Source organism: Brevundimonas intermedia, from assembly GCF_027922165.1.
Lineage (GTDB): Bacteria > Pseudomonadota > Alphaproteobacteria > Caulobacterales > Caulobacteraceae > Brevundimonas > Brevundimonas intermedia.
In genome coordinates this window covers 55,367-73,896 of sequence record NZ_BSFD01000011.1, presented here as the reverse complement: position 1 = coordinate 73,896, position 18,530 = coordinate 55,367, and the positions used below count along the sequence as shown (strand labels likewise).

17 protein-coding genes are annotated in these 18,530 nt (G+C 64.9%); 11 read left to right on the top strand and 6 right to left on the bottom strand.

Annotated elements, in window-relative coordinates:
• Nucleotides 1-12 precede the first annotated feature (12 nt).
• Nucleotides 13-939 (top strand): 2-hydroxyacid dehydrogenase, encoded by a 927-nt coding sequence (locus PKE72_RS14000; protein ID WP_271165995.1) that lies wholly within the window; start codon nt 13-15, stop codon nt 937-939.
• Here the strand turns inward: PKE72_RS14000 and PKE72_RS13995 are convergent, their stop codons facing one another.
• Nucleotides 940-1,341: an EF-hand domain-containing protein gene (locus PKE72_RS13995; protein WP_271165994.1), complete on the bottom strand. Its 402-nt coding sequence runs from the start codon at nt 1,339-1,341 to the stop codon at nt 940-942.
• 117 nt (nt 1,342-1,458) lie between these two features.
• Here PKE72_RS13995 and PKE72_RS13990 point away from each other — a divergent pair, with 117 nt between their 5' ends.
• The 5 genes from PKE72_RS13990 to metH all read left to right on the top strand — a co-directional run bounded on the left by PKE72_RS13990 (nt 1,459) and on the right by metH (nt 7,777).
• On the top strand, nt 1,459-2,433 hold the full coding sequence (locus tag PKE72_RS13990) for an ArsR/SmtB family transcription factor (protein WP_271165993.1): 975 nt from the start codon (nt 1,459-1,461) through the stop codon (nt 2,431-2,433).
• Entirely contained in the window at nt 2,433-3,389 is a 957-nt protein-coding gene (gene metF, locus PKE72_RS13985) for a methylenetetrahydrofolate reductase [NAD(P)H] (protein ID WP_271165992.1), read from the top strand. The genes PKE72_RS13990 and metF overlap by 1 nt, the downstream gene beginning before the upstream one ends.
• A gap of 175 nt (nt 3,390-3,564) precedes the next feature.
• Complete coding sequence (locus tag PKE72_RS13980) at nt 3,565-4,647, top strand: homocysteine S-methyltransferase family protein (protein WP_271165991.1); 1,083 nt, start codon at nt 3,565-3,567, stop codon at nt 4,645-4,647.
• Nucleotides 4,647-5,111, top strand: a complete 465-nt coding sequence (locus PKE72_RS13975) for a hypothetical protein (RefSeq protein ID WP_271165990.1) — start codon at nt 4,647-4,649, stop codon at nt 5,109-5,111. Before PKE72_RS13980 ends, PKE72_RS13975 begins: the two co-directional genes overlap by 1 nt.
• Nucleotides 5,111-7,777: a methionine synthase gene (gene metH / locus PKE72_RS13970; protein ID WP_271165989.1), complete on the top strand. Its 2,667-nt coding sequence runs from the start codon at nt 5,111-5,113 to the stop codon at nt 7,775-7,777. The genes PKE72_RS13975 and metH overlap by 1 nt, the downstream gene beginning before the upstream one ends.
• A gap of 41 nt (nt 7,778-7,818) precedes the next feature.
• Here metH and PKE72_RS13965 read toward each other — a convergent pair whose 3' ends face one another.
• The 3 genes from PKE72_RS13965 to PKE72_RS13955 all read right to left on the bottom strand — a co-directional run bounded on the left by PKE72_RS13965 (nt 7,819) and on the right by PKE72_RS13955 (nt 12,514).
• Nucleotides 7,819-8,394, bottom strand: coding sequence for a hypothetical protein (locus PKE72_RS13965; RefSeq protein ID WP_271165988.1), 576 nt, complete (start codon nt 8,392-8,394; stop codon nt 7,819-7,821).
• Between the two features lie 144 nt (nt 8,395-8,538).
• Nucleotides 8,539-11,670 (bottom strand): TonB-dependent receptor plug domain-containing protein, encoded by a 3,132-nt coding sequence (locus PKE72_RS13960; RefSeq protein WP_271165987.1) that lies wholly within the window; start codon nt 11,668-11,670, stop codon nt 8,539-8,541.
• A gap of 283 nt (nt 11,671-11,953) precedes the next feature.
• Nucleotides 11,954-12,514, bottom strand: coding sequence for a hypothetical protein (locus PKE72_RS13955; RefSeq protein WP_271165986.1), 561 nt, complete (start codon nt 12,512-12,514; stop codon nt 11,954-11,956).
• A 187-nt stretch (nt 12,515-12,701) separates the two neighbouring features.
• Between PKE72_RS13955 and PKE72_RS13950 the strand changes: the two genes are divergently transcribed.
• A complete protein-coding gene (locus PKE72_RS13950; RefSeq protein WP_271165985.1) occupies nt 12,702-13,604 on the top strand; it encodes an MBL fold metallo-hydrolase in 903 nt (300 codons plus the stop codon).
• Here the strand turns inward: PKE72_RS13950 and PKE72_RS13945 are convergent.
• Both PKE72_RS13945 and PKE72_RS13940 read right to left on the bottom strand, forming a co-directional pair.
• The gene (locus PKE72_RS13945) at nt 13,601-14,287 is read right to left on the bottom strand and encodes a DUF1499 domain-containing protein (RefSeq protein ID WP_271165984.1); all 687 of its coding nucleotides are present in this window, start codon (nt 14,285-14,287) and stop codon (nt 13,601-13,603) included. The genes PKE72_RS13950 and PKE72_RS13945 overlap by 4 nt on opposite strands.
• A 15-nt stretch (nt 14,288-14,302) precedes the next feature.
• Complete coding sequence (locus tag PKE72_RS13940; RefSeq protein WP_271165983.1) at nt 14,303-15,937, bottom strand: long-chain-fatty-acid--CoA ligase; 1,635 nt, start codon at nt 15,935-15,937, stop codon at nt 14,303-14,305.
• 159 nt (nt 15,938-16,096) lie between these two features.
• On the opposite strand from PKE72_RS13940, the gene udk reads away from it, so the two are divergent.
• From udk to PKE72_RS13920, 4 genes are all read left to right on the top strand, one after another.
• Nucleotides 16,097-16,744, top strand: a complete 648-nt coding sequence (udk, locus tag PKE72_RS13935) for a uridine kinase (protein ID WP_373878103.1) — start codon at nt 16,097-16,099, stop codon at nt 16,742-16,744.
• A gap of 102 nt (nt 16,745-16,846) precedes the next feature.
• Nucleotides 16,847-17,704, top strand: coding sequence for a thymidylate synthase (locus PKE72_RS13930; RefSeq protein ID WP_271165982.1), 858 nt, complete (start codon nt 16,847-16,849; stop codon nt 17,702-17,704).
• A complete protein-coding gene (locus PKE72_RS13925) occupies nt 17,704-18,003 on the top strand; it encodes a nucleoside triphosphate pyrophosphohydrolase family protein (protein ID WP_271165981.1) in 300 nt (99 codons plus the stop codon). Before PKE72_RS13930 ends, PKE72_RS13925 begins: the two co-directional genes overlap by 1 nt.
• Entirely contained in the window at nt 18,000-18,527 is a 528-nt protein-coding gene (locus PKE72_RS13920; RefSeq protein WP_271165980.1) for a dihydrofolate reductase, read from the top strand. The genes PKE72_RS13925 and PKE72_RS13920 overlap by 4 nt, the downstream gene beginning before the upstream one ends.
• The last annotated feature ends 3 nt before the right edge of the window (nt 18,528-18,530 follow it).

The window sequence follows — 18,530 nt, the reverse complement described above, 5'->3', positions numbered from 1 at the left end:
AGGAGCCGCTGCATGACCCAACGCCCCGCCGTTCTCATCATGCAGCGGCATCTCGCCCCGCTCTCTCCACTGCTTGAGAGCGCCTATGACGTCTATCGCTTCTGGGAAGGTCCGCCGATCGAGGCCGCCCACGACATCCGCGCCCTGATCGTCGCCGGCGAAGCGCCGCTGGACAAGGCGCTGATCGAACAGCTCCCCGCCCTCGACCTGATCGCCTGTTTCACCTCCGGCTATGACGGCATCGACGTCGACTGGTGCCGTGAGCGCGGCCTGCCCGTCACCCATGCCCCCGGCGTCAATCATGAAGACGTCGCCGACCACGCCCTGGGCCTGATCCTGGCCGCGCGCCGCCAGATCGTATCGGGTGATCGCCAGATCCGGTCCGGCGGCTGGACCGCCGAGACCCGCACCATCACCGCCTCCATCGGCGGCCAGAAACTGGGCGTCGTCGGCCTGGGCGCCATCGGCAAGGCCGTCGCCGACCGCGCCGAGGCTTTCCGCATGGCGGTCGCCTGGTGGGGCCCCCGCCCCCACGACGCCGAATGGCCCCGCGCCGACAGCCTGCTGGCCCTCGCGAAGGCCAGCGACATCCTGGTCGTCGCCTGCAAGGCCGACGACACCAATCGCGGCCTGATCTCGCGCGAGGTGCTCGAGGCCCTGGGCCCCGACGGTCTGCTGGTCAATGTCTCGCGCGGCCAGGTGATCGACGAGGACGCCCTGATCGCGGCGCTGAAATCCGGCGCCCTGGGCCAGGCCGCCCTGGACGTCTTCATCGAGGAGCCGACAGCCCCTTCACGCTGGGCCGATGTGCCGAACCTTGTCCTGACGCCCCACACCGCCGGCGCGACGACCGCCGGGGTGCAGGGCATGCTGATGCTGCTGATGCAGAATCTTCAGGCCCATTTCGCGGGCCAGCCGCTGAAGACGCCGGTCGCGTGATCAGTTCGGGCGCTGCGGACGCTGGGGGCGTTCATCGGCCGTGACGACGCCGTCGCCGTTCTTGTCCATGGACTTGAACATGGCGTCGGCGCCGGCTTCCATCTCGGCCTTGGTGATCAGCCCGTTTCCATCGGCATCGGCGCGGCTCAGCATCCGACCGCCCGGCGAGGCGGCCAGTTCGGAGGCGTTGATCGCGCCGTTATGATCGGCGTCGACGCGATCAAACATGCCCATCATGCGAGTCTTCATCTCGGCCAGGGTCTCGCGCTCCGGCGGACGCATTCCGCCCATCGGCGGGGGCCCCGACATCTGCCCGCCGATCGGCGGCTCGGGGAAATCGCTCTGCGCCAGGGCCGGACCGGCGGCGACGAGAGCGAGGGCGGAGATCAGGAGACTGCGCATGGAACCACTCCAAAGGGATTGCATGTCCTTTAACGGCGGACTGAAGCTTTCCCGTCGCGCCATGTACGAGGTCGTTTTTACTTGCCAAATCATATAAGGATATCTTTATATGATCGGATGAGTTTAACCGCCGACCAGACTGTGGAAGCCCTTCGCGCCGCCGGCGAACCCACCCGCCTGCGCATCCTCTCCCTGCTGGCCAGCGAAGAGCTTTCGGTCATGGAGATGTCGCGAATTCTCGACCAGAGCCAGCCGCGCGTGTCTCGCCATCTGAAGCTGATGACAGACTCCGGCCTGATCGAACGGTTTCCGGACGGCGCCCGCGTCTACTACCGCCTGTCGCATGACGCCCAGGCCCGCCGGCTGATCGACACCGTACTGGATATTCTCGCCGACGACGCCGGAGAGGCCGATCATCGTCGGTTGAGCGAAGTCCAGAAGGATCGCCAGCAGGCCGCCGAATCCTATTTCGAACAGATCGCCCCCCAGTGGGATCGGCTGCGCTCTCTCTATGTCAGCGAAAGCGCCGTCGAAGCGGCGCTGGAAGCCGCCGTCGGACCCGGCCCCTTCAAGCGCGTCGTCGATCTGGGCACCGGCTCGGGCCGGATGCTGACCCTGTTCGGCAAGAAGGCCAAGATGTCGGTCGGGCTGGATCTGAGCCAGAACATGCTCAACATCGCCCGCGCCAATGTCTCCAAGGCCGGGCTGAACAAGGTGGAACTGCGCCACGGCGACATCTTCGCCACCCGCCTGCCCGCCGCCAGCGCCGATCTGGTGATCGTCCACCAGGTGCTTCACTATCTCGCCGACCCCTTCGCCGCCGTCGCCGAGGCCGCGCGCCTGGTCTGCCCCGGCGGCCGGCTGCTGATCGTCGATTTCGCCCCCCACGGCTTCGAACATATGCGCGAGGCGCATCAGCATCGCCGCCTGGGCTTCGCCGACCAAGAGATCAACGGTTGGCTGACCGACAGCGGCCTGACTCCGTCCCCGCCCGTCGCCCTGCCCCCAGACAATGAGGGACTGACCGTGACGATCTGGACGGCGGAACGCCCCGTCCCCGCATCCTTGGCCCCGGCCAGAAAGACCGCTTAATGGCCGCGTCCTCCACCAATCTCGCCGAAGCCCGCGCCCTGCTTCTGTCGCCGCTGGGTCCGGTCGCCCGCGCCGGCTCGAACCAGGACGCCGTTCGCGTCTCCTTCGAATTCTTCCCGCCCAAGACCGACGAGGCCGAGGCCAATCTGTGGACGGCGATCCGGCGGCTTGAGCCGCTGAACCCGGCCTTCGTCTCGGTCACCTACGGCGCCGGGGGCTCGACCCGCGAACGCACCCACCGCACCGTCCAGCGGATCATCGCCGAGACCTCGCTGCGTCCCGCCGCCCACCTGACCTGCGTCGAGGCCAGCCGCGACGAGGTGGATGAGGTCATCGCCGGCTACAAGACCATCGGCGTCGATCATATCGTCGCCCTGCGCGGAGATCCGCCCGGAGGCGGCGGCATCGGCGGCGTCTATCAACCCCGCACCGACGGCTACGCCAACGCCACCGAACTGACGGCCGCCATCCGCCGTATCGGCGGCTTCGACGTCACGGTCGGCGCCTATCCCGAAAAACACCCCGAAAGCCCCTCCATCGATCACGACATCGATGTGCTGAAGGCCAAGGTGGACGCCGGCGCCACCCGCGCCGTCAGCCAGTTCTTCTTCGACATCGACGCCTTCCTGCGCTTCCGCGACCGGGTTCGGGCGGCGGGCGTGACCATTCCCCTGATCCCCGGCGTCATGCCCGTGTCCAACTTCGCCGGCCTGACCCGCATGTGCGGCGCCTGCGGAACCAGCATCCCCGACTGGCTCAAAGCCCATTTCGAGGGACTGGACGACGACCCGGAAACCCGTCGCTTGCTTGCCGCTTCGGTCGCCGCCGAAACCTGCGCCCGTCTGCAGGAAGAGGGCTTCTCCGACTTCCACTTCTACACCCTGAACCGCGCCGATCTGGTCTATGCGATCTGCCGCGTTCTGGGCGTGCGTGAACAAAAGGCGGCAGCCGCGTGAACAAGAGCCCCTCCGTCTCTTCGCTTCGCTTCGATCCACCTCCCCATTCGCCAAGCGGCGATCAGGGAGGAGACGCAACGGTTCATATCTCCTCCCCATCGCGCAGCGATGGGGAGGTGGCGCGGCGCGCTTGCGCCGTGACGGAGGGGCTCTCGACGCCCCAAGGAGTTCAAGCATGACCCGCGCCGAACGCATCGCCGCCCTCCACCAAGCGGCCAAGGAACGCATCCTCGTCCTGGACGGAAGCTGGGGCGTGATGATCCAGCGTCGCGGTCTGTCCGAAGCCGACTTCCGCGCCGACCGGTTCGTCGCCGCCAACGGCTATGACGAGGCGCACCAGATGAAGGGGAACAACGACATCCTCTGCATCACCCGCCCGGACATCATCTCGGACCTGCACGACCAGTATTTCGGCGCCGGGGCCGACATATCCGAGACCAACACCTTCTCCGGCACCACCATCGCCCAGGAAGACTACGCGCTGGACGCCCAGGCGGTCTGGGACATCAATCTGGAAGGCGCCAAACTGGCCCGCGCCGCCGCCGACCGCTGGACGGAAAAGGAGCCGCACAAGCCGCGCTTCGCCGCCGGCTCCATCGGCCCGCTGAACAAGATGCTGTCGATGTCGTCCGATGTGAACGACCCCGGCGCCCGCAGCGTGACCTTCGACCAGGTCTATGAGGCCTATCGCCATCAGGTGAAGGCGCTGAACGAGGGCGGCGTCGACCTCTATCTGATCGAGACCATCACCGATACGCTGAACTGCAAGGCCGCGATCAAGGCCATCAAGGACCTGGAGGACGAGGGGCTAGACGCCCTGCCCATCTGGATCAGCGGCACCATCACCGACCGATCGGGCCGCACCCTGTCGGGCCAGACGGCCGAGGCCTTCTGGAACAGCGTGCGCCACGCCAAACCCTTCGCCGTCGGCTTCAACTGCGCCCTGGGCGCCGACCTGATGCGCCCCTTCATCGCCGAACTGAGCCGCGTCGCCGACACCCTGGTCGCCGCCTATCCCAACGCCGGCCTGCCCAACGCCATGGGCCAGTACGACGAGGAACCGCATGAGACCGCCCACTTCATCGAGGAATGGGCGGCGTCCGGCCTGGTCAACATCGTCGGCGGCTGCTGCGGCACGACGCCGGATCACATCAAGCACGTCGCCGAAGAGGTCGCCCCGCTGAAGCCGCGCGCGATCCCGGAACGCCCGGTGGCCTTGCGACTGTCGGGGCTCGAACCCTTCGAGATGGTGGCGTGATGAAGGTGGAGATTTCTCGAGAGGATTTCAAAGCGTTTTCTGACGAACTCGAACAGTTTGTTTCCAGCCTTGATACTGGTTTTCGAGCACGCTTTCGTCGCTCACATGATGCAATCCTCATCTGGACCAACCCAGTCGACCGTAGACACCCCCGACTTGAAGTAAGCGCATCCGAGACGGACTTATCGTTTTCTCTTAGCAGCGCCGGTGAAGATGAAATTCCGATGACTCCCGCCAACGCCCGCTGGGTACTCGCCGTCTTGGACGCCTGCCGTGATGGCCGTGTTCGATATGTGACGATGAAGTCGAGCCTAATGCCTGCCTTTGCAGTGATGTTGACGACGAGGGGCCTAAACGAATTCTCCTGGATCGGACAAGGCGAGACAGGACAACGGTTGATCAAGGCGGGGCCAAGAAAAGTGCATTCCTATCCCATCACAGGCTGGCAGGAAGCACTCGCCTGATGCGCCCCACCTTCATCAACGTCGGCGAACGGACCAACGTCACCGGCTCGGCCAAATTCCGCAAGCTGGTGGTCGAGGGCGACTATTCGGCCGCCCTGGACGTCGCGCGTCAACAGGTCGAGGCCGGGGCCCAGATAATCGACATCAACATGGACGAGGGCCTGCTGGACGGCGCCGTCGCCATGCGGACCTTCCTCAACCTGATCGCGGCCGAGCCCGACATCGCCCGCGTGCCGGTGATGATCGACAGCTCCAAATGGGAAGTGATCGAGGCAGGCCTGAAGTGCGTCCAGGGCAAGCCCATCGTCAACTCGATCAGCATGAAGGAGGGCGAACAGGCCTTCCGCGATCATGCGATCAAATGCCTGCGCTATGGCGCCGCTGTCGTCGTCATGGCCTTCGACGAGGTGGGCCAGGCCGACACCGCCGCGCGCAAGATCGAGATCTGCACCCGCGCCTACAACATCCTGGTCAACGAGGTCGGCTTCCCGCCCGAGGACATCATCTTCGACCCCAATATCTTCGCCGTGGCGACGGGGATCGAGGAGCACGACAACTACGCCGTCGACTTCATCGAGGCGGTCAAGGTCATCAAGGCCACCCTGCCCTACGCCCGTATCAGCGGCGGGGTGTCGAACGTCTCGTTCAGCTTCCGCGGCAACGAGCCGGTGCGCCGGGCGATCCACAGCGTCTTCCTGTACCACGCCATCGCGGCGGGGATGGACATGGGCATCGTCAACGCCGGCGACCTGCCTGTCTATGACGACATCGATCCCGAGCTGCGCGAAGCGGTCGAGGACGTGATCCTGAACCGCCCCCAGCGGACCAACGTCTCGAACACCGAGCGGCTGGTCGACATGGCCCCTCGCTACAAGGGCGAGAAGGGTCAGGCCCGCGTCGTCGACCTGAAATGGCGTGACCAACCGGTCGGCAAGCGGATCGAACACGCTCTGGTCAACGGCATCACCGAGTTCATCGAGGCGGACACCGAAGAGGCTCGCCTGGGCGTCGAACGTCCCCTGCACGTCATCGAAGGTCCGCTGATGGACGGGATGAACGTGGTCGGCGACCTGTTCGGCTCGGGCAAGATGTTCCTGCCCCAAGTGGTGAAATCCGCCCGGGTGATGAAGCAGGCCGTAGCCTGGCTGGAACCCTATATGGAGGCCGAAAAGGCCGGCAAGCCGCGCGAACAGGCGGGCCGGATCCTGATGGCCACGGTCAAGGGCGACGTCCACGACATCGGCAAGAACATCGTCGGCGTCGTGCTCCAGTGCAATAATTACGAGGTCATCGACCTGGGCGTCATGGTCCCGGCCGACCGAATCCTGGACGAGGCCAAGGCCCATAACGTCGACATCATCGGCCTGTCCGGCCTGATCACCCCGTCGCTGGACGAGATGGTCTTCGTCGCCGCCGAGATGGAGCGGCGCGGCTTCGACATTCCCCTGCTGATCGGCGGCGCCACCACCAGCCGCACCCATACAGCGGTCAAGATCGAGCCGGCCTATCGCCGCGGCTCGACCACCTATGTCGTCGACGCCTCGCGCGCGGTCAGCGTCGTCTCAGGCCTGCTGTCCAAGTCCGAGCGCGCCAAGAACGAGGCCGCCACCCGCGACGAATATATCCGCATCCGCGAACAGTACGCCCGCGGCCAGGAGGTCAAGGCCCGCGCCACCCTGTCTCAGGCGCGCGAAAACCGGTTCCGCATCGACCCGACCCAGCCCCTGCCCGGCAAGCCGGCCTTCATCGGCGTGAAATCCTTCGACGCCTGGGACCTGCAGGATCTGGCCGACCACATCGACTGGACCCCCTTCTTCGCCAGCTGGGAGCTGATCGGCCGCTATCCCATGATCCTGGAGGATGAGATCGTCGGAGAGGCTGCGCGCGACCTGTTCGAGGACGCCAAGCTCATGCTGAAGCGGATCATCGACGAGAAGTGGTTCACGGCGAAGGGCGTGGTCGGCTTCTGGCCCGCCCGCGCCGACGGCGACGACGTCATCGTCTTCGCCGACGAGAGCCGGGATGCGGAGATCGCCCGCTTCCACACCCTGCGCCAGCAGATCAAGAAGTCGAACGGCAAGCCGAACCTGGCTCTATCCGACTTCATCGCCGAAGAAGGCGACGACTATATCGGCGCCTTCGCCGTCACCGCCGGCCACGGCGAGCTGGAGATCGCCAAACGGTTCAAGGACGCCGGCGACGACTATTCCGCCATCCTGGCCACCGCCCTGGCCGACCGCCTGGCCGAGGCCTTCGCCGAGCGGCTGCACAAGGAAGTCCGCACCCAGCTCTGGGGTTACGCCGCCGACGAGGCGACCAGCATCGACGACCTGATCACCGAACAATATCAGGGCATCCGCCCCGCCCCCGGCTATCCAGCTCAGCCCGACCACACGGAAAAGGCCACCCTGTTCCGCCTGCTCCAGGCCGAAACCAACGCCGGCATGGCCCTGACCGAGAGCTTCGCCATGACGCCCCCCGCCTCGGTCTCGGGCCTCTATTTCGGCCATCCGGGCAGCCACTATTTCGGCGTCGGCAAGATCGATCTGGACCAGGTCGAGGACTACGCCCGGCGCAAGGGCTGGGACGTGGCGACCTGCGAACGCTGGCTGGCCCCCATCCTCAACTACGACCCTTACGCCGCCAAACGCGAAACGGCGGCCTGATCCGAGCTCAGGCCGCCGTTCCATAGTCCATCGTCTGCCGATCAGTTGGCGGGCGCCGGCGCCTCAAGCCCGACTTCAGCCGGGGTCGCCGGCGGGGTCGTGATGTTGTTCCGAATACGCCGCGCAGCATGTTCGCACCGACCCGGTAAACCGTAGAACAGCCCGAACGACTGGCTCCGCGCCGCCTCGTCCTCGCTGGCCAGCAGGGGCGCCCACTGAGCCTTGGCGGCTGCGGCGGCTTGCTGTGCCGCGGCCTTGGCCGCCGCCGTCTGACGCGGCTCGGCCGCCGCCAGAGCGCTGCGGAAATCCTGCGCCTCCAGACGGCCAAGACGCACCAGTTCGACGTCCTCGGGTGCACGGTCAGTCAGGGTCTCGCCCAGATCCGCATGCCCCGTCACCAGCGCATCGCACCAGGCCACCAGTGGATAATCCTGCGTCGGCGCGCCGCGCGGCAGCGGATTCGCATAGGCGATCGCCTCCCGCACCTTCAGGGCGTCTGCGGTTTCAGCGCCCCGATTTCCGGTGACGATCGGTCCGTCCTGGTCCTGAGCGACGACTGGAGCCATCCCGGACATGAGCGTGACGGTGGCGGCGAGCGCTGCGGCGGTCTTAAACATCGGCATCCTTGATCTTGAGCCCCCCGGCCCGGTCTCAGTGCACCGTAACGCTTGACGGCCCGAATGGTTTTTCTACGGCGCACAAAAAAGAAGGGCGGCGAACCCGAAGGTCCGCCGCCCAACCCTAGTAGCGAAGATGCGGGCTTAGAAGCTCGCGGTCACGCTGATGAAGGCGTAACGGCCCATCGCATCATAGACTTGCGGATAGGTGTTGTTGTTGCCCGTCGTGCCGACCGAGTAGGACAGCGGCGGATCGTTATCGAGCACATTGTTCACGCCGCCACGCAGGGTGACGTTGTCGCGCAGCTGCCACGAGCCGTTCAGGTCGAGGTAGTGCTGGTCCTCCAGAGTGCTGTCGAGGCGGGTGGTGACGCCGGAGTCGATCTCGACTTCGCCGATATACCGCCACGTCGCGCCCAGATTGACCCCATCCCACGGCGTACCCCAGGACACCGAGGCGCGGTGACGCCATTCGGGCGAGGCGGCGATGCCGTTGGCGGCGCAGGTGTTGCCGAACTTGCCAGCGCAATCGAACACCGAGTTGGCGAAGCCCAGGCCGGTGTCGGTTTCCAGGCTTTCCAGCCAGGTGCCGGTGAAGGCGAAGCCGAGCGTGCCGAAGCTGGCCGCGCCGAAATCGGCCAGGTCGAGGTTGTAGCCGGCGTTGATATCGACGCCCGAGGTCTTCAGACCACCGATGTTGGTGTTCAGATCGACCACCACGCCGTCGCCGGACCACAGGGAGCCGTTGGCGTTCCGCTGGATCGCTTCGCACGCTTGTTGCAGACCGCCCGTGTAGCAGGCGTCCAGGGTGTTGGCGGCGCCGATCGACGAGATCAGGTTGGTGATCTCGATGTCGAAATAGTCGACCGACATGTTGAAGCCCGGCAGGAAGCTGGGCGTGAACACGATGCCGAAGGTCGTGGTTTCGGAGTCTTCCGGGTTCAGGTCGGGGTTGCCGCCTTGCAGATAGTTGTACTGGCCGGCGGGGCTGGTCAGGAAGCCGTTGTTCGCTTGAGCGGAGGTGACCTGCCAGGGGTTCGAACCGATACAGGCGCTCGACGAGGCGGTGCCGTCTTCATTCGGGTCGGTGAAGTCGCAGGGATCGTCATCCAGGTCGAACAGGTTGAAGCCCTGTGCGGTGAACAGATCGATCACGTTCGGCGCACGCGTCGCCTGTTGATAGCTGGCGCGGAACCGGATGTCCGAAACGGGGGCATAGTCGAGGCCCAGCTTCCAGGTGTCGGTCTTGCCGCCCTGCGCATAGTCGGAGGCGCGATAGGCGCCGTCCACCGTAATGGATTCGGCGAAGGGCAGGCCTTCGACGATCGGCAGTTGGAATTCGCCGAACAGGTCGTAGGTCGAGTTCGCTCCGCCGAGGCCGATGGTGGCGCCGCCTTGACCCGCGCCGTCGCCGGTCGAGTAGGTTACGTCGGTGACCAGATCCAGGGCGTCACGACGGTACTCCATGCCCAGGGCCAGCTTCAGGCCGCTTTCCGCCCAAGGCGAAACCAGACCCTTGTCGGTCAGATCGCCGGTGATCGAAGCCGTTACAACCTGCTGTTCGGTGTAGCCGGACATGACCAGCGGCACCTGCACATAATCCAGGGCCTCCTGGGTCACGCCATCGCGACGGAAGAGGTTGTAGGGGACGCAGTTCGGGTCCGTGCCGTCCAGGACGGACGCGCAAACGGGAGCGCCCGAGCTCGGATCGGTGACGACGTCCAGGGCTCGGGTCAGACGGGCGACCGAGAACTCGTTGCGATAGATCTGGGCCAACCGGACCTTGGAGTACTGGGCCGAAACCTCATAGCTCCAGGCCGCGTCCAGCTCGCCACGAATACCGATGACGCCGCGATAGGATTCGTAGTTCAGGTGCGATTGACGACCGCCGCCTTCGACGTTGCGTCGCAGGATATACAGCGGGCAAGGATCGATCAGATCGGCTCCGGCTGCAGTACAGGATTGCACGCCGGCTGCCGCGGCGATCTGATCCAGGGCATCTGCCGACGTGCCGCCGCCGGCGATCACGCCATCGATGAAGTCCTGGACCTCGTTGTCTGTGGTGTCCGGATCGTCGATGATGTCGGCGACCAGATCGCTTTCGCAGATCAGACCCCGCTGTTGGGTCGACAGCAGCGGGTTGTCGCAGTTAATCGTGGCGGTGTTGCCGAAGTTGCCCGAGGGCGCGATCTGAGCCACCGACTGATAGTCGTTGAACATCAGCTGGGCGAAGGCCTCGATCTTGTCGTTGACCTGATAGTGCGCAAAGGCGCCCAGGTTGTAACGCTCGTCGGGGCGTTGATAGTAGTTCAGCGGGCCGAAGTTATAGGCGTCGCGCGAGCCCACGTACGGGACGAAATCATTGTTGGCGTCCAGCGTGTAGGCGTAGTTTGCGAAATCAGTGAACTGGCCCGGATAAGACGTGCCGGAACCGCCGCAGGTGAAGCTGTCGCCCGCCGCGTTTTGCCCACCGAGCGAGCACGACGCGTAATCATAGTCGCGCCCGAGCACCTTGTTGTTCTTACGATAGCCCGCATAGGCCGTGATGTTGCCCTTACCGTCAGGCGAGCTCACGCCCATGATGGCGGTGATCTCGCGGCTGAAGCCGGTCTGAACGTCATCATCGGGCAGTTGGAACTGCGCCGGGTTGGTGGCGGCGCGTCCCTCGATCACTGAGCGAAGGTTGCCGGGCCCATCGTAATCGTTGTGGTGCAGGTACTGGCCATACTGAGCCGTAATTTCGAGGCCTTCGAAGTCCTTCTTCATGATGAAGTTGACGACGCCGGCGATCGCGTCCGAACCATAGACGGCGGAGGCGCCGCCGGTCAGCACTTCAACACGCTCGACCAACTGGGCCGGGATCTGGTTGAGGTCGGCTGCGGCATCCAGCGGCGAACCATATGGCATCCGCTTGCCGTCAATCAGGACCAGGGTGCGGGTCGAGCCGAGGTTGCGCAGCGAAACCGTCGCGGTGCCCGAGGCGCCGTTGGAGACGGTCGAGTTTTGGGCCGCGAAAGCCTGAGGCAGTTGGGTGACCAGATCTTCAACGCGGCTGACACCCGACTCACGGACGTCTTCTGCGGTGACCTGGGTCACAGGGCTGGTCGTGACCAGGTTCGCCTGACGAATGCGCGAACCCGTGACGACGATCTCGGAAACCGTGGCGCTCTCTTCCTCAGTCGATTGCGCCATCGCTGGGGCCGCCATTCCGATAGCGGCGAAGCCCGCGATCATGGTGGACGCCAGAAGACGCCTACGCTGGTTCTGTGCTCTCACGTTGATACCCCTCCAAGGTTTCAGGTCGCATCGGCCCCACGGGCGCGAATACATAATTCCTCGTGTCTCATCGTTTCCAACACGACACGAACAACCCAGTGTTGACCCGCCTTTCGCCGAACCGCCATGAGAATTGCATATCCGCAACCCCATTGTGGCAGGACTGTCGCAAATCAGCCACGCCATGGACACGGCCGGTGAGAGAATGCAGAATCCGTTGAACGGCATGCGCCTGTCGAAATCGTCATTCAACACGGCCGCGATTTGAGGTTTAAAAATGCGTTCAATTGGGGCTTTTTTGGTGATTTTGACGACCCCAGTCTGGTTGACTGGCAATGCCGCAGCCGCCGAAAATCAGGAATTGGGCCGCGCGGGAAGTCTTAGCGAGATCGCTGGATGCCGCTCCATCACGGCGGACGCAGAGCGTCTCGCCTGTTTTGATCGAGCCGTGGCCGCCTTTGACGCCGCCGAACGAGCGGGTGAAGTGGTGGTGCTTGATCGAGCACAGGTTCGTGAGACGAACCGCCAACTCTTCGGATTTGAGATCGCCAATCCGTTCGCCGGCCGACCAAATGTGGCGGCGGAACCGGTTCTCGAAGCGGTCGAAACAACACTGTCCTCCGCCGCCCATTCCGGCGAGGGCAAATGGATCTTCAGATTGGCGGACGGATCGGAGTGGCGGCAGATCGACTCTGACGACGTCCGCTTCAGAAACCGTGCGGGAGAGGCTGTGCGTGTCCGCCGGGCGTCTCTCGGCAGCTATATGCTGACGGTCGGAAGCAGTCGCGCGGTTCGCGTTCGACGGCAGTAGTGGATCAGCGCTGGATTGCCACTCGACTTGCATACGGCGCCGGCTCCGGTGTGCAGGAGGCGGTGACCAGTTGCGCCGCCATGAGACAGATAAAGGCGGCGGCGACGGGCTGGAGCCGATTTGAGACAGCGAAGGCGATAGAACGGGCCATGACCGGCGCTCCCACAGAGGTTACCGGGACGTTAAGGCAAGGCCCGAGCCAGCTTCGGAGCAATCGACCGTGATTCCTTTCGTGCGTGATTTCGACTTCGCCTATGGACGCCAAGACCAAGTCTCCCCGCTCGTACAGCGGGTGATCGCTGAAAATCCGGGCCCCTTCACCTTCACCGGAACGGGGACCTACATCGTGGGGGGACCGCAGACAGGAGCAACTGTCGCGGTGATCGACCCCGGACCACTCGATGATTCGCATCTGAGCGCCTTGCTGGCGGCTGTCGAAGGCCGGACGGTCAGCCATGTTCTGGTGACCCACACACACCGCGATCACGTCCCTCTCGCCCGCCCCTTCGCCGAACGAACCGGCGCTAAGATCTTGGCGGCGCGACCACCGGCGCGCGAGACCCACGCCTCAGGCGCCTTGGACGAAGACGAGGACACTGGGTTCGCGCCCGACGTCGTACTCACCGGCGGCGAGTTGATCGAAGGGGACGACTGGACGATGGAGGCGATCTTCACCCCCGGTCACGCCTCGAACCACATGGCGTTCGCTCTGAAAGAGGAAAACGCCTTGTTCAGCGGCGATCACGTCATGGGGTGGGCGACCAGCGTCGTCGCGCCGCCGGACGGGAACATGCGGGACTATATGGCCAGCCTGGACGCGGTGATTGCCCGGGACTTCGCAACTCTATGGCCGACGCACGGTGCACCCGTGACAGCTCCGGCGCCCTTCCTGGCCGCCTATCGGGCGCACCGACTGGAGCGGGAGGCCCAGGTGGTGGAACGGCTTATGGCCGGCGACCGCACAGCAGCACAGATGGTCCCGGCCCTCTATGCGGCAGTGGACCAACGGCTTTGGCCGGCGGCGTCGCTGTCAGTCTTGGCTCACTTGATCAAGTTGGTGGAAGACGGCGCGGCGACGATCGCCGGCGAACCTGGACTCAACGCCGATTTTCGTCCCGCCTAACGGATATTCTCTTCTAGCGCAGCAACGATTTTGCCCATCAGGCGACAGGTCGCGCCACCATCAGGTCGCGGGTCGCGCGCGGCGACTCGGATGTCGGTACGACCGGGCCGGATTCGAATCACGGCGTCATAAGCGAAACCGTACCAAGCGCCTTCATGAACCCCTTCCACCTCGAAGGTGGAGGCCCTCACCACGGGGAATCCGGCGTCCACCAGGGCCGAGACGGCCTGTTGCGCCAGAACCTGCGTCGGGATCGAGCGCGCGGCAGAGCAGGTTTCCGCCCCCGTAACTCCCGAGGCGTCAGGATGCAGAGCCGCCAGACGCCTATAGGTCGGGGGTTCGGCCACATGGGTGCTGATGTCTCGGGGCGATTGTTCGGCCAGGCGCCGGCCTTGATCCAGAAAGACGCCCAGGGTGGCGCCGGCCAGAACCATGGCGATCGCGGCGTAAATCCAACGCCGCCTCAAATCCCCGAGCGTCAGAACCGCCACGATCAGAGCAGCGACACCCCCAACCCAGGCCAGTCCCCGCCCCACCGTCCAGGTCAGCAGATCATAGGTGATCGCCCGATCCACCCCGCCGAACAGGGTCGCAGCCATCGCCGCCACCACCAGAACCAGCGGCGCCGCCGTCAGGGCGGTCAACCAGGGGATCAGCGCGGGAAGAGGCTTGGTCGACGGCATCGGCGCTCCATGGGATCAGACGGGCTGGATGTCGGGCAGACGGTAGTCCTTCATCCGCTCGCGCAGAAGCTTCTTGTCGATCTTGCCCGTGGCGCCCAGCGGAATCTCGCCCACGGCCACGACGTCGTCCGGCATCCACCATTTGGCGATCTTGCCGTGCAGGAAGTCGAGATGCTCCTGCTTGTCCAGCGTCTCGCCGTCCTTCAGCTTGACCAGAAGAACCGGGCGTTCATCCCATTTGGCGTGGGCGGCGCCGATCACGGCGGCCAGTTCGACCTTGGGGTGGCCCACGGCGATGTTCTCGATCTCGATGGAGCTGATCCACTCGCCGCCGGACTTGATCACGTCCTTGGATCGGTCGGTGATCTGCATGAAGCCCAGTTCGTCCACCGTCGCCACGTCCCCGGTGTCGAAGAAGCCGCCGGCATCCAGGATCGAGCCCTCCTCACGGAAATAGCCCCGGGCCACCGTCGGGCCCTTGACCATGAGATGACCGAAGGTTGCGCCGTCATGCGGCAGTTCACGGCCGGCGTCGTCCTTGAGCGTCAACTCGATCCCCAGCGGCGGCGTCCCTTGTTTGGTGCGGTATTTCAGTTGCGCCTCGAACGGCAGGGCCGCAGTCTCGGGCGTCATGTTCGACAGGGTGCCGATGGGCGAGGTCTCGGTCATGCCCCAGCCCTGAAGCACCTCGATCCCATAGTCGTCATGGAAGGCGCGGATCAGGCTTTCGGGCACAGCAGACCCTCCGATCAGCACCCGGTTGACGGTGGAGAGCTTCAGCCCGTTCTGCCGCATATGGGCCAGCAGCCCCTGCCAGACCGTCGGCACGGCGGCGGAGAAGGTGACGCCTTCGGTTTCCAGCAGTTCATAAAGGGCCTCGCCGTCCATCCGGGCGCCCGGCATCACCAGCTTGCAACCCGATGCGGGGCCGACGAAGGCGATGCCCCAGGCGTTGGCGTGGAACATCGGCACCACCGGCAGGATGACGTCGCTGGTCTTGCCACCGACCACCGAGGACTGGAGCGCCATGAAGGTGTGCAGGAAGTTGGACCGGTGCGAGTACAGCACCCCCTTCGGATTGCCCGTCGTGCCCGAGGTGTAGCAGAGGCCGCAGGCGGTGTTCTCGTCGAAGGCGCCCCAGACGACATCCGCCGACTGCTCCGCCACGATCCGTTCATAGGATTCCGCACGCGGCAACGGCGTTTGCGGCATATGGGCGTCGTCGGTCATGATGATGACGCGCTCGACCTTGGGGATATGCGGCAGGATGGCTTCCAGCAACGGCACGAAGGTCAGGTCAGTGAAAATGACCCGGTCCTCGGCGTGGTTGATGATATAGACGAGCTGTTCCGGGAAAAGGCGCGGATTCAAGGTGTGGCAGACCGCCCCCATGCCCATGACGCCATACCAGGTCTCGATATGCCGATCCGTATTCCAAGCCAGGGTGGCGACCCGGTCGCCCGGCTGTATGCCCCACGCCTTCAGAGCGTTGGACACCCGCTTGGCGCGGTCGTGGATTTGGCCGTAGGTCGTACGAACGATGGGGCCCTCGACCGAGCGCGTGACCACCTCGCGGTCCCCATGCCAGTTCTTCGCATGGTCGATGATCTTGTCGACCGTCAACGGCCAGTCCTGCATCAAGCCCAGCATGGTGCGTCTTCCTTGTCCCTTGGTGCGTCTGCTTGGCTGCGACGCTTGAACAGACGCTATCATCGGTGATCAGCGATAAGCAACGTAACGCAACGTCATCCTCGCGCGACGGATCGTCTCCCGTGGCGCTGAGACGCCCGGCGCCCTAGAAGGCGGCCCATGGCCATATTGATCGCGATCACGGGGGGCTCCGGCTCCGGCAAGAGCACCCTGGCGGAGGCGCTCGTCTCGGCCCTGCCTGAGGGCAAGGCGGTGCTGGTGCGCGAAGACTCCTACTACAGGGACGCCGCCAGCCTGCCCGGTTTCGACGCTGCGACCTTCGATTTCGACGATGTCGCCGCCCGCGACCATGATCTGATGATCACAGACCTGAAGGAACTCAAGGCCGGTCGTTCGGTGACCGCGCCCCTCTATTCCTTCATCCACCACGGACGCGAACCGGGCGGCGAACCGATCCCGGCGGCCGAGGTGGTGATCGTCGAGGGGACCCATGTGCTCTGCACCGCCGACTTGACGGCCCTGTTCGACATCCGGGTCTTCGTCGACACGCCCTCTGACATCCGCTTCATCCGCCGCCTGCTGCGCGACCAGTCCGAACGCGGGCGCTCGGCGGACTCAGTCGTGACCCAGTATCTCGCCACCGTGCGGCCCGGTCACGAACGCCTGACCGAGCCCTCGCGCACCCACGCCGACTTCATCATCGCCGACGCCACGGCGGCGGTTCGGCTGGAGGATCCCCAGGCGGTGGTGCGTCTGGCGGCGCCCGTCCTCGCCCACCCCCTGCTGCTTCCCCTGCTGGAGGCCTGACGGCGCCCATCGAAGGCGTCACCGATTCGTTTTCTGTGGACGCCGTCCCCGCCGCTGCGGGTTCCGCGTTTCGAATCACCCAATCTGAGGCAAGCTCTCGACATGAACGCTCAGGTCGCCACCGTCGAACTTCAGGCTCGGACCGCCGCGGCCGCCCCTGACCATCCGGAATGGCAGTACCTCAACCTGCTGCGCGACATCCTGGACAATGGCGTGCGACGCGACGACCGCACCGGCACCGGCACCCTGGGCGTTTTCGGCCGTCAGATGCGGTTTGACCTGTCCAAGGGTTTCCCGGTCCTGACGACCAAGAAGCTGCACCTGCGTTCGATCATCGTCGAACTGCTGTGGTTTCTGCGCGGCGAGACCAATATCGGCTGGCTGAAGGACAACGGCGTCCGCATCTGGGATGAATGGGCCGACGCCGAGGGCGAACTGGGCCCGGTGTATGGCAAGCAGTGGCGGTCCTGGACTGCGCCTGACGGCCGGGTCATCGACCAGATCGAGAAGCTGGTTCACGGCCTGAAGACCAACCCGAACAGCCGCCGCCACATCGTCACCGCATGGAACCCGGCCGACGTCGATGACATGGCCCTGCCGCCTTGCCACTGCCTGTTCCAGTTCTTTGTCGCGGACGGAAAACTGAGCTGCCAGCTGTATCAGCGCAGCGCCGACGTCTTCCTCGGCGTGCCGTTCAACATCGCCTCCTACGCCCTGCTGACCCTGATGCTGGCCCAGGTGGTCGGGCTGGAGCCCGGCGACTTCATTCATACTTTCGGCGACGCCCACCTGTATCTGAACCACCTGGAACAGACCGAACTCCAGCTGACGCGCGAGCCCCTGCCTTTGCCGGTCATGCGCATCGCGCCCAAGACCGACCTGTTCGCCTTCGAACTGTCGGACTTCACGCTTGAGGGTTACGAAGCCTGGCCGCACATCAAGGCCGCAGTGGCCGTTTGATGGACCTCAAGTCGCTGCAGGCCGCCGTCCTGCGCATTTCAGACATCTACGCCGCCGAACACCAGATCGACCGCGACCGCGACTGGGCGCTGCTGAAGCTCCAGGAAGAGCTGGGCGAACTGACGGCCGAGCATCTGCGTCTATCCGGACGGGCGCGCGGAACGCCCGACGCTGACGCCTTGGGTGACGAAGCGGCCGACGTTCTGGGCATGCTGCTGATCTATTGCGCGGGCGCAGGCGTTGACCTGGAGACGGCCATGCGGCGCAAATGGCTCAAATGGCTGGAGCCAAAAGCATGACCATTCCCCTGATTTCCCTGGTCGTCGCGCGCGGACGCAACGGCGTCATCGGCCGCGACGGCGATCTGCCCTGGCGGCTTCGTTCGGACCTTCAGCGGTTCAAGTCCATCACCGTGGGCAAGCCCTGCCTGATGGGCCGCAAGACCTGGGAGAGCCTGCCGCTGAAGCCCCTGCCCGGCCGCCTGAACCTGGTGCTGACCAAGGACGAGTCCTATGAGGCCGACGGCATGTCCAAGGGCGCCCTGGTCTGCGCCACTCTGGACGAGGCCATAGAGATCGGGCGCGAAACGGCCGAAGAGGACGGCGTGGACGAAATCTGCATCATCGGCGGCACCGCAGTGTTCGAAGCCGTCCTGCCGCGCGCCAAACGCCTCTACATCACCGAGGTCGACGCCTCTCCAGACGGCGACGCGGTCTTCCCGGCATTCGACGAGACGGCCTGGGTCGAGGTATCGTCGGAATCGCATCCGGCAGGCGAGAAGGACGATCACGCCTTCACCTTCCGAGTGCTGGAACGCCGCTAGGAG

Bases quoted from the DNA above. Each gene is read 5' to 3' on its own strand.
- PKE72_RS13995 (WP_271165994.1), bottom strand. From the start codon at position 1,341: ATGCGCAGTCTCCTGATCTCCGCCCTCGCTCTCGTCGCCGCCGGTCCG.
- PKE72_RS13940 (WP_271165983.1), bottom strand. From the start codon at position 15,937: ATGCTGGGCTTGATGCAGGACTGGCCGTTGACGGTCGACAAGATCATC.
- PKE72_RS13930 (WP_271165982.1), top strand. From the start codon at position 16,847: ATGAACGCTCAGGTCGCCACCGTCGAACTTCAGGCTCGGACCGCCGCG.
- PKE72_RS13920 (WP_271165980.1), top strand. From the start codon at position 18,000: ATGACCATTCCCCTGATTTCCCTGGTCGTCGCGCGCGGACGCAACGGC.
- PKE72_RS13925 (WP_271165981.1), top strand. From the start codon at position 17,704: ATGGACCTCAAGTCGCTGCAGGCCGCCGTCCTGCGCATTTCAGACATC.
- metH (WP_271165989.1), top strand. From the start codon at position 5,111: ATGCGCCCCACCTTCATCAACGTCGGCGAACGGACCAACGTCACCGGC.
- PKE72_RS13975 (WP_271165990.1), top strand. From the start codon at position 4,647: ATGAAGGTGGAGATTTCTCGAGAGGATTTCAAAGCGTTTTCTGACGAA.
- PKE72_RS13945 (WP_271165984.1), bottom strand. From the start codon at position 14,287: ATGCCGTCGACCAAGCCTCTTCCCGCGCTGATCCCCTGGTTGACCGCC.
- PKE72_RS13980 (WP_271165991.1), top strand. From the start codon at position 3,565: ATGACCCGCGCCGAACGCATCGCCGCCCTCCACCAAGCGGCCAAGGAA.
- metF (WP_271165992.1), top strand. From the start codon at position 2,433: ATGGCCGCGTCCTCCACCAATCTCGCCGAAGCCCGCGCCCTGCTTCTG.
- udk (WP_373878103.1), top strand. From the start codon at position 16,097: ATGGCCATATTGATCGCGATCACGGGGGGCTCCGGCTCCGGCAAGAGC.
- PKE72_RS13955 (WP_271165986.1), bottom strand. From the start codon at position 12,514: ATGCAAGTCGAGTGGCAATCCAGCGCTGATCCACTACTGCCGTCGAAC.
- PKE72_RS13965 (WP_271165988.1), bottom strand. From the start codon at position 8,394: ATGTTTAAGACCGCCGCAGCGCTCGCCGCCACCGTCACGCTCATGTCC.
- PKE72_RS14000 (WP_271165995.1), top strand. From the start codon at position 13: ATGACCCAACGCCCCGCCGTTCTCATCATGCAGCGGCATCTCGCCCCG.
- PKE72_RS13990 (WP_271165993.1), top strand. From the start codon at position 1,459: ATGAGTTTAACCGCCGACCAGACTGTGGAAGCCCTTCGCGCCGCCGGC.